The sequence below is a fragment of the Pseudolabrys sp. genome (assembly GCF_035943735.1).
GTDB lineage: Bacteria > Pseudomonadota > Alphaproteobacteria > Rhizobiales > Xanthobacteraceae > Pseudolabrys.
In genome coordinates, this window is the sequence record NZ_DASZBV010000003.1 from 144,364 (window position 1) to 154,227 (window position 9,864).

Here is a 9,864-nt window from a genome sequence, read left to right on the forward strand (position 1 = left end):
ATCCCGCTCACAGGTTCTCGTCTGGATGCGGCGAGAGACCGCCTTTGCGGGCGCAGCCATAGTCTTCGCACAGGTAAGCGAGAACCCCCGTGCAGGCTTCGCCGGTGATCGGGCAGCGCATGCGGCCGCCGTCGTCATCACGCGGGCCGGTGTCGACGAAGCAAAGGGCCTGTACGCCCGCTATGGCGGCGGTCATGGCCGGTTCGCGGTGGTCGGGTCGATCACCGCCGTTGCCTCGGTGATCCGTGTCACCGGAAAGCCCGAGAGGCGCGCGTGCTCGTGCACCAGCGCTTCGCTGGGAGAAAGGTAGACGCAGAACGTCTTGTTGGCCGCGACGTAGGAGTGGACCCATTGCACCTGGCCATCGAGCTGGGCGAGCGCGGCGTTCGACGTCAGCGCCGCCTGGCAGAATTGGATGCGGTCGAATTGGCCGATGTTCGGGATGTCGCGTTCGATGACGTAGCGTTTCATGGCGTGCCTCTGTCCGATGCGTTCGGCCGCTCATCTAGAGGGGCGCCGCCGGAAAGGCTTGGGCCTGCGTGCAGCGCGACTAGGCGCTAAGCGCAGCCGGAGCTCTTCGGCGACGCGCGCCGATTGCCGAAATGCAAACGATCGCGCCCAAGGGGCGCGGTCGTGCATCATCGGGTACGCGATCGCCTTAGCCGGCGCTGATGTTCAGCTCCTTGACGAGCCGCTGGTATTTCTCGGAGTCCGAACGCGCCAGCTTGCCGAGCTGCTCGGGGCTGCCGCCGATCGCCTCGAGCGAACCCTTGTCGAAATTCTGCTTCAGGTTCGCGTCGCCGGCGCCTAATGCCACGCCCGCCTTGATGATGTCGCGTCTTCCAAGTCCCGTCACGTTTGGCCCCCAAGCGTTGATTTCGGAGGCAAGCATGGCACCGGAATTTATAAACTCAAGGGGCGGGGCTCACGTCTCCCCGTAAAGCCAGGAAATGCCGTCGTAACTCTGCTGCGGCGTGCGGCCGGACAGCGACAGCTCGCGCAGTTCCGCGGCGACCCCGCGCGCGTGGTAGACCTCGCCGTAGAGGCGGGCCATGATCTGCGTGCGGCCGGTGCGCAGGTAGCGCGCCTGTTGGTAGGCCTTGAACGCGGCCGGCAGGTCGTCGGGCTGCGCCGCCACCTGGTCGGCGAGGACGACGGCGTCCTCCGTCGCCATGCAGGCCCCCTGCGCCAGATATTGCAGCATCGGATGCGCGGCGTCGCCGAGCAGCGTGACGTTGCCGCGGGTCCAGTCCTTGACCGGTTCGCGGTCGCACAGAACCCACATGCGCCAGGTCTCGATACGCTCGAGCATGCGCAGCACCTGCGGCACCTGCATCTTGAAGTGCTGCCACATCACCTCTTTCGAGCCTTCCGCGTTCCAGCCTTCCTCGTAATGGTCGGAGTGGAAGACGGCGACGAGGTTGTAGAGCTCGCCGCGACGCAGCGGATAATGCACGAAGTGCGTGCGCGGCCCGGCCCAGAGGACGACGTCGGGACGCCACAGGTCCTCCGGCACGTCCGCCTTCTGGAGCACGCCGCGATAGGCGATGTGCCCGGACACGCGCGGCTGGCCGTCGCCGACGATGCGCTCGCGGATGTTCGACCACATGCCGTCGCAGGCGATCAACGCGCGGCCGCGCACGCTTTCGCCGTTGTTGAGGGTGACGGTGACGTGATCGCCGTGGTCGGCGAAGTCGTCGACGCGGCGGCTGGTCTCGAGCTGAACGAGGTTGCTGCTCGCGCAGGCTTTCAGGAACGTGGCGTGGATGTCGGCGCGGTGCGTCACCGCATAAGGCTGGCCGAAGCGCGCCTTGAACTCGTCGCCGAGCGGAATGCGGGTGATGAGCTTGCCGGTCAGCGCGTCGCGCATCTCCTGCGCCGGCGGCACGTGCGCGTCGGCGAGCACGGCGTCCTTCAGTCCGACCTTCTCCAGCGCCCGGAAAATATTGGGGCCGAGCTGGATGCCGGCGCCAACCTCCTTGAACTCCGCCGACTGCTCGAACAGCCGCACCGGGAAGCCATGGTGCGCGAGGCAATAGGCGGTGATCAGGCCGCCAATGCCGCCGCCGGAGATGAGGATGGGTTCGGTGCGCGCCATGGGTGTTCGTCCCTTGCCGTTTCTCGGTTGGTTGCAAGGGCAACTATAAAGCCTCGGCGGCACGAGGCAAAGCGGGAGGCCTGGAATCGATAAGGCCCGCCACGTGGGGTGGCGGGCCTCGATCGAACGCGCTGACGGTGTGGCCCCGCCGGGGGGCCGTCAGGTCGGGTTACTTGGTTACCTGGCCGCGGATCTCGCCGCCTTTGTTGGCGGCCGTGTGGACGTTCACGTACCACTGGCCGGCCAGCAACTGCTTCGCCTGAGCATCGGTGAGCGTGGCCGAACCCTCGAACGGGCTCTTGGCGGCGGCGCCGGCGAAGATCGGGATCACGACGCCGGCGTTCTTGCCGGCCGAGGCGGGCCCGTGGAAGTGGGCGGCGGTCGCCGGGCCACTCAGGTCGGAATAGGTGCCCTTGTAGCTGAGCTTCTTGGAGGCGGTGTCATAGGTCGCGGTGACATCGCCCTTGCCCTTGCTCTGGTTCGGCGGCACTTCGTCCTTCGCGTCCATGTGCGCCTTGAAGTTGACGACTTCGGCGAAGGACGGTGTGACAAACGAGAAAGCGGCCGCGCAGGCGATCGCCGCCAGCGCCGGCCGAAGAAACGACGTGTTCATTGGGTGCTCCTCCTGAAAATAAGCGGACATCTCCACCTTACCACCGGCTAACACCGCTGTCCGGACGATATTCCGAAGGGCGCGTCAGCCGAGCTCGATGGTGGTGCAGGAGGTCTCGCCGCAGGATTCGCATTCCCAGTAATGGCGGATCTCGCCGCCCTCGACGAACTCGGAGGACACCGGCGCGACCATCCAGTCGTCGCAATGGGGACAGCGGGCCGGCGCGGCGAACGCGCGGATGGCGGCAAGTCTGGCGGTCTCGAAAGCGAACTGCATCATTCGGCCTCCTCTTGTCGTCGCAGATTCAACGCGTCACTGGCTTCGTTCCTGCGATGGAGCGAATGAGTAACCGGGCAATTTGGCGAGGCCGAGACCGTCCGATGAAACCTTGATGGCTGCTGCATTAAAGTTTGATAACACTACGCCCGAACGCGTGCGGTGCAGCACGCATGGTGCGCACTGCATTCGCCGGGTCATTTCATCGTCTTAGGTAGGTGCTTGCGCCGCGAAATCGCCGCGGCTGGCGATGCAGGCAGCAAGATCGATCAAGGCAGGATCGGGGCAGGGGTGCGTAAGGGCGGGGGCGCGCTCAGCCGCCGAACAGCAAGACGGTGTGAATCGCCGAGACGACGAAGTTGGCCGCGGCGAGAAACGCCATGACCCCATTCACCCAGCGCAGGTCGATATCGATGAGAATGCCTTCGATCTCGGCCTCGTGTTGCGGGCCGGTGAGTAGGCGTGCGCGCGCTTCGACCCAGGCGTAGCGGCCGTCGGCGCGGCGCAGCCGGCGTTCCTGCGTCACGTCCGGCACGTCGCCGTTGACGATGCGGCGGATGTCGGCGGACATTGCCGGCGCGTCGTCGGGATGGAAGAGGTCGAGATAGCGGCACGGCGAGGCCATCAGCTCGGCCGCCCTGTACCCGAAGCGGCTGACGTTCTGCGACAGATAAAGCAAGGGATAAGGCGACTGCGCCGCGATCCGGAACAGGATCACCGGGCTGTTCTCGACGACGCGGCTGGCGTCGGCGAGATGCTGCAGGTCGCGCGCTCGAGCAATCGCGGCGCCGATCATCTCGGCCAAGGTGCGCAGCGTGTCGGCCTCGGCCGCGGTCCATTGGCGCTCGCGGCGGCAATCGTCGAAGCAGATGTGCCCCCACCATTTGGTATCGACGAAGATCGGCACGAGCAGCGCCGATTTGACGCCGGCCGATTGCATCATCGCGCGCAGCGGCTTGCGCACCTGTCTGGCGACGAGACGGATGGGCTCGCCTTTTGTCAGCAGCGGGATCAGCTCCTCCGGATCCCACAGCGGCATCTGTTGCGGGCTTGACGCGCCGGCCTTACGCGGGCGGACGCGCGCGGCGTCCCATTCGTAGCAGAGCTCCGCGGCGACGCCGCCGTTGGCGGCGGGCGAATTCCTGAAGACGACGACGCGGCTCACGTCGGCCGAGCGCCCGATGCGCTCGAGGACTTTCGGGATCGACTCGTCGGGGGCGAGCGCGCGCAACAGCTCGGTGGCGCTGGCGGTGACGGCGCGGCGGATCGGTTCGGCCTGCGCGCGCGTGCGCGCGGCCGCGATGCGAGGCGGCTTGTGCGTGAGACGGGCTTGTGCCGACCGCGGTTTGCGCATGCTCGTGCGCGCCGTCGGGTGAGGCGGGAGTGATGGCTCCCGCCGAAATCTCACCGGAGTGTGGGCGCGGTTGATTTGTGGCGCAATCGCAGAATGGGAGGCTTGATCGAGCGCAATTGTCGCGCGTGACGCTCAAATAAACATGACGGCGAAGGAATAGAGAGAAGTACGGAAGGGTTTATACGCTGTACAAAAGGGCGGATCGCCGGTAGGTGTCGTTATGATACTACTTGCTTTGGCACGGTATTCTCACACCTGTTTTTTTAGTCTGCACATTCACTTGGCCGACACATCAAATTGTCATTTGTCATATTCAAAGCGGCATATTTCATTGGCCGAAACAACGCAGCAAGTAGTAGTATTATCGACGCGCTCGCGTCAAAAGCGTGACATGTGAAGCGTTTGGACAGGACGTGGTGGGCCATCGTCGGGGCAGTCCATGACCATCAAGGACCCGAAGCTCAGCAATCGGCGCAAACCTTTCGACCGGGCGGAAGCACCGAATGTGTCCGCGCCGGCGGCCTCGGGCGGTCACCTTCGCTCGCAGGTGGTCAAGCGCTCGCTCGTCGTCGGCGGCCACAAGACCAGTGTCAGCCTCGAAGAAACCTTCTGGGTCGAGCTGCGCTCAATCGCGCACAATCTCGGCATCCACCTGTCGCAGCTGGTCGGCAGCATCGACGCCGAGCGCCAGCACAGCAACCTGTCATCGGCGATCCGGCTGTTCGTGTTCGAGTTTCGCAGCCACAACGGCAACGGTGAGCCCATGAGTCCGGGGGCGCAGGCCGTGCTCAGCGGCGCCAAGCGGCATATGCCGATTCATTAGGCCGGGCAGCCTGGTCGGCAGATCACCGCTATTCCTTGTAGACGACCGGCTTGCCCCGTTTCGCCGCCAACCCGGTTGAGAAGAAGCGGTCGACCGCCTCGGCGCAGGCCGGGCTGAGCCGGCCGCGGTTCTCCTGCATGCAGCGCGCGACCTTGTCGACGTGCGGGATCGCCGCGCGGCAGAGCTTGAAGGCGAATTGCATGCAGTTCTTGGCGTCGGCCGCCGTATAGGCGTGCGCCGGCAGCGCGGCCGAGATGAGGAACGCGAGGGCGGCGAGGGATGCAAGGCGCATCGGCAGTCCGATCATGCGAGCGTTTCGACCGTGCCGATCATCCACGCGCACGAGCGGATTCGCAAACGGGATAGCGAGGAGCGGGCACTGTTTTTCAACGGAAAGATGAAGCCGAGGATCGTAAAAGTTCCATGATGGCAGAACAATAGGCGCAGCGAACCCGCTGCACCTGATCGTCGCGTCCGGCGAGGACTGCCGCAACCGTCACGACCGGCGAGATGTCGCCGATCGTCGGCCGCGTTCGAAGGACGGCGGCTACTGGCCGAACGGCTTTTCGCGATCGAGGCGCGCCTTTGCTTCATGGGCGATGCTGAGATCGAACAGAGCGGACTCCGGCACCTTCTTCTCCACCAAATGGAAATAGTCGGCCCAGTAGTCTTGCTGGGCCATGACCGATTTGACATTCGGGATGCCGTCTTCGTTGGTGTAGGACCAATGAGGAGCGATGGCCCTGACGAGTTCCGGCTTCTGCAAAGCCGTGCGCTTAGCGAGGATATCGACGATATCGGGGTGCTTGTCGGGCGCCACGACTGCAGCGTCGAACTCCTTGACTCCTTGCAGGTAAGCCATGGCAAATCGCACGAGCACGTCACGATGCTGTTGGACGAACTGCTTGCGGGTAGCATAGACAGCAACCGCGCCGTCCGGGTCGATCTCGTCGTCGACGGCGACCATCGGGCCCCAATTGTTCTTCTGCGCGAAATAGCCGAACTGGTAGGCGAGGTCGGTCGCGTCGACCTGTTTCTGCCCGAGCATCTTCATCAGATCGGGTTGCGGAATGTTGGTGATCCATTGCACGTCCTTGCGCGGATCCAGTCCCGCCTTTTGCAGTCCGCGAGCGAAAAGATACTGGTTGATGCTGCCGGTTGCGCCGAGGCCAATCCGCTTGCCCTTCAGTTTGGCGAAATCGGCCAGTGATTTTACCCCGGCGTTGTGAAGGTCCTGGGTCACGTTGATGGCGGTATAGCCAAATCCACGTTTGTTGTTACCTCGATCGAGGATGAGGACGATCGGTGCACCTTTCGCGATGCTGTTGAACAGGCCTGCATTCGGCGCCATGAACGACACATCGAGTTCGCCCGAGATCAACGATGGCACGGCCATCGCGCCGTCGATGTACATCTTGGGCTGCACCTCAATGCCGAGTTTCTTGAAGTATCCCTTCGCCTCGGCGATGTAATAGCCGCCGCCGGTGATGAATGGTCCCTCGCCGAGGCGGACCAGATCGGCGGCCTGTGCCGCAAGAGATGTGGCTGCCAGCATGGAGGCCGCACACAGCGCGACCAGGCCGTTCCGCAATATCATCACATCACCTCCTAAAACGCCGGTTCATTGCTTGGTATCGGACCATGGCGCGACGAGCCGATCCAGCCACTTTTGAAGATTAGTGATCACTGCGCCGAATACCGCAAGCGCGATCAGGGCCGCGAACACCTTCTCGGTTTCCATCACCTGGCCGGCATGCACCAGCACATAGCCCATGCCGCTGTCGCTGGAGCCGCCAATCATCTCCGCCGCAACGACCATGATGATCGTCACGCCCATTCCGAGATGCAGGCCAGAAAAGATGCCGGGCAGCGAGGCCGGAATGACGACCTTGATCTGCCGCTGGTGCGGCGTGGCGCCGAGATCCTTGGCCGTCTTGATGAGGCCGGGATCGACCTGCCGGATGGCGGCGAAGGTGCTGATGGCGACCGGAAAGAAGGCCGTCACCGCGCTGATGACGATCTTGTAGGTCTCGCCGGTGCCGAGCCAGATAATCAGCAGCGGAATGAGCGAGATCTTCGGCAGCGGATAGAGCGCGGCAATCCACGGATCGATGATGCGCGCCGCCAGCGGCGACATGCCCATCGCCACGCCGACCAATATCCCGCTCACCGCAGCGACGACGAACCCGCCCAGGATGCGCATGAAGGTCACCGAGAGGTGATAGATCAGCGACCCGTCCAGCAGCATGGCCACGAGATAGCGAAGTATGGAACTCGGCGCGGGGAGAAAGATAGGTTGAATGCCGTTCAGCCGGACGAGCAGCTCCCAGGCAACCAGCACGACGACGATAATCAGGTACGGAAGCGTAGCGTACACCAGCGCAGCAGAACGACTTCGCTTCTTGGCTCGAAGCTGCATTGCTAGCTCGCCGCGCGTTCTTGGTCGCGCATAGCCCGCAGGACTTCCTCACGTATGAGATGAAGCGCACGGTCGTAAAGGCGGCCGAATTCCGGTGTGTTCACCATCTCCTGGGTGCGAGGTCGCGGAAGATCGACTGGGATGACGTCTTTGATGCGCCCCGGCCTCGCCGTCATAACCACGATTTCGTCACCGAGGAGGATCGCCTCGTCGATCGCGTGCGTGACGAAAAGGATCGTCTTCTTCGAACGCTCGTAGATCCGGATGAGCTCCTCCTGCATGACGATCTTCGTCTGCGCATCCAGTGCGGCGAAGGGCTCGTCCATGAGCATGATGGGACGCTCCATAATCAGGGCGCGCGCCAGAGCGACACGCTGGCGCATGCCGCCGGACAGTTGCATCGGCCGATGCTGTTCGAACCCCCTGAGCCCGACGGAGGCAATGATCGCCCGGGCTCTCTCGTGACGCTCCTTTCGCGCGACGCCGCGCATTTCAAGCCCGAATGCGACGTTGTCTACGACCGTACGCCAGGGGAAGAGGTTCAGGCTCTGCCAGACCATCACGGATTGCGAGCCCAGCGGCCGGTTGGCGCCGCCGATGCCGTCGGCAATCCTCACGTTTCCGCTGGTCCAGGGTTCGATCCCGCCGATGATCTGGATCATCGTGCTTTTGCCGCAGCCGCTCGGACCGAGGATGCAGCTTACGCGCTCGGCAGGGAAGCGGTGCGTGACGCGGTCGAGAGCAAGGATCGTGTTAGGAGCGTCGCCGAAGGCCTGTACGAGGTTTTCAACGACGATCTCCATGGCCGCACCTTACGCCGGAAATCGTCGGAGTCGAAGAGAGGCCGCGCGCGGTGAGGGGAAGGAGATCATGCGATGACCGCAATCCCCTGGATTTCGATCATGATTGAAGGGTCCGCAAAGCCGGCGACCGTGATCGCCGCGCTGGCGGGGAAATCCTTGCGGAAGATCTCGGTACGAATTTCCGTCATTCGGGTGGTGTGCCGTGTATCGATCAAGAAAACCGTCATGGTCACGAGGTCGGCCAGCGTGGCACCGGCTTCGGCCAATGTTTTCTCGATATTGCGGAAAGTCTGCCGGCACTGGGCCTCGAAATCCCCGGCGAGGATTTGGCCGTCGTCCGCCTTTTGGCCGGTATGTCCTGCGACGTAGATGGTCTTGGCCGGACCGCTGATAATGACGGCCGGCGAAAACGCCCGCTGCTTCTGCCAGGTTCCCCGAACGTAGGTCTTTTCCACGGTCTCGCTCTCCGGCAGGCCGGCAAACCGGTTTCACCGGGCACAGCGGTCTGGTACAAGAAATCATGACATCGAGTATCTTAATGTCAAGACATCCACGCGGGCGGAAGGCGACGGTGCGGCAATCGCCGCGAGAGGCAGAGCCGGTGACGGACTCTATTTCGATTCTGCTCGATGAATGGCGGCGCGCGCGTCCCGACCTCGATCCGGCACCCTTCGCGATCTTTGGGCGGATCTGGCGGTTGAGTGCCAATCTGTCAAACGAGAGTGCCGGTTGGTTGGCGCCGCTCGGGCTCAATTTCGAATCATTCAGCCTGATCGTCACGCTGCGCCGATCGGGACCGCCATACGAACTCAACCCGACTGCGCTCTATCGTGAGTCCCTCATATCCTCCGGAGCGATCACGAACCGGATCGACCGGGTTGAAGCGCTCGGGCTCGTGAAGCGGCTTCCCGATCCGGAGGACCGCCGGGGAACCATCGTGCGGCTCACGCCGAAAGGACGAAAGCTCGCCGATAAAGCAATCGAGGTCCATTTTCGACGATTGGCCGACTGTCTCTCCGCGACGACTGCCGCGGACCGGGCGCGACTCGCGGCACTGCTTGCCAACCTGTTGCGAAGCGTAGAGGGCCGGGAAACGCCGTCGCGGACGCGCCAGAAGCTTTGAGGGCGACGTTGCGGCGGGGGCGTACGACGGATCGTATGGCAGGGTAGAGCGCGAGACGTTGATGATGTGGCTGCTGAAACTGACGAGCAGGGTGTAGCCGTCGGGGGCGGACTTGCCGACGAAATCGGCAGCAATATTGCCGCCGATTTCGTCGCACGAGGCACGGATCAACGCACGGCCACGCCACGACTCCGGCATGATCGCGACGCTCGCCGCGCTGCCGGTGCACCCGGAGAGCGTACCGATCAACATGCTGGTGCAGGTCGAAGGCACGCCGCTGTCGGGTGCGGCGAAGCTCGACGCCTTCGACTTCGTGCGCACGATCGCGGTGGCGCGCATCACCATGCCGACCTCG

At 63.7% G+C, this 9,864-nt stretch carries 14 protein-coding genes and 1 pseudogene; 3 read left to right on the forward strand and 12 right to left on the reverse strand.

All coding sequences use genetic code 11. From position 1 onward, the window contains the following. Positions 1-7: 7 nt before the first annotated feature. From VGV41_RS01745 to VGV41_RS01775, 7 genes are all read right to left on the reverse strand, one after another. Positions 8-196 carry a hypothetical protein gene (locus VGV41_RS01745; protein ID WP_326861925.1) on the reverse strand — a complete coding sequence of 63 codons (189 nt, stop codon included), beginning with the start codon at positions 194-196 and terminating at the stop codon, positions 8-10. Further along, entirely contained in the window at positions 193-471 is a 279-nt protein-coding gene (locus VGV41_RS01750; RefSeq protein WP_326861926.1) for a DUF4242 domain-containing protein, read from the reverse strand. Before VGV41_RS01750 ends, VGV41_RS01745 begins: the two co-directional genes overlap by 4 nt. A 187-nt stretch (positions 472-658) precedes the next feature. Next, positions 659-856, reverse strand: a complete 198-nt coding sequence (locus VGV41_RS01755) for a hypothetical protein (protein ID WP_326861927.1) — start codon at positions 854-856, stop codon at positions 659-661. 69 nt (positions 857-925) lie between these two features. Further along, on the reverse strand, positions 926-2,098 hold the full coding sequence (locus VGV41_RS01760; RefSeq protein WP_326861928.1) for a 3-hydroxybenzoate 6-monooxygenase: 1,173 nt from the start codon (positions 2,096-2,098) through the stop codon (positions 926-928). Between the two features lie 169 nt (positions 2,099-2,267). Further along, a complete protein-coding gene (locus VGV41_RS01765) occupies positions 2,268-2,711 on the reverse strand; it encodes a CHRD domain-containing protein (protein WP_326861929.1) in 444 nt (147 codons plus the stop codon). Positions 2,712-2,795: 84 nt separating this feature from the next. Beyond that, positions 2,796-2,990, reverse strand: a complete 195-nt coding sequence (locus VGV41_RS01770) for a hypothetical protein (protein WP_326861930.1) — start codon at positions 2,988-2,990, stop codon at positions 2,796-2,798. A gap of 310 nt (positions 2,991-3,300) precedes the next feature. Next, on the reverse strand, positions 3,301-4,341 hold the full coding sequence (locus VGV41_RS01775) for a GAF domain-containing protein (RefSeq protein ID WP_326861931.1): 1,041 nt from the start codon (positions 4,339-4,341) through the stop codon (positions 3,301-3,303). Between the two features lie 505 nt (positions 4,342-4,846). Here VGV41_RS01775 and VGV41_RS01780 point away from each other — a divergent pair. Beyond that, a complete protein-coding gene (locus VGV41_RS01780) occupies positions 4,847-5,164 on the forward strand; it encodes a ribbon-helix-helix domain-containing protein (RefSeq protein ID WP_326861940.1) in 318 nt (105 codons plus the stop codon). Between the two features lie 28 nt (positions 5,165-5,192). Here VGV41_RS01780 and VGV41_RS01785 read toward each other — a convergent pair whose 3' ends face one another. The 5 genes from VGV41_RS01785 to VGV41_RS01805 all read right to left on the reverse strand — a co-directional run bounded on the left by VGV41_RS01785 (position 5,193) and on the right by VGV41_RS01805 (position 8,841). After that, positions 5,193-5,456, reverse strand: a complete 264-nt coding sequence (locus VGV41_RS01785) for a hypothetical protein (protein ID WP_326861932.1) — start codon at positions 5,454-5,456, stop codon at positions 5,193-5,195. 255 nt (positions 5,457-5,711) lie between these two features. Then, positions 5,712-6,761, reverse strand: coding sequence for an ABC transporter substrate-binding protein (locus tag VGV41_RS01790; protein WP_326861933.1), 1,050 nt, complete (start codon positions 6,759-6,761; stop codon positions 5,712-5,714). Positions 6,762-6,785: 24 nt separating this feature from the next. Next, a complete protein-coding gene (locus VGV41_RS01795; protein WP_326861934.1) occupies positions 6,786-7,583 on the reverse strand; it encodes an ABC transporter permease in 798 nt (265 codons plus the stop codon). Positions 7,584-7,585: 2 nt separating this feature from the next. Continuing rightward, a complete protein-coding gene (locus VGV41_RS01800; protein ID WP_326861935.1) occupies positions 7,586-8,386 on the reverse strand; it encodes an ABC transporter ATP-binding protein in 801 nt (266 codons plus the stop codon). Positions 8,387-8,451: 65 nt separating this feature from the next. After that, complete coding sequence (locus VGV41_RS01805; protein WP_326861936.1) at positions 8,452-8,841, reverse strand: RidA family protein; 390 nt, start codon at positions 8,839-8,841, stop codon at positions 8,452-8,454. 146 nt (positions 8,842-8,987) lie between these two features. Here VGV41_RS01805 and VGV41_RS01810 point away from each other — a divergent pair, with 146 nt between their 5' ends. Further along, positions 8,988-9,509, forward strand: a complete 522-nt coding sequence (locus tag VGV41_RS01810; RefSeq protein ID WP_326861937.1) for a MarR family transcriptional regulator — start codon at positions 8,988-8,990, stop codon at positions 9,507-9,509. Between the two features lie 196 nt (positions 9,510-9,705). After that, positions 9,706-9,864 (forward strand): annotated as a pseudogene (locus tag VGV41_RS01815) (biotin synthase); the annotation flags it as partial.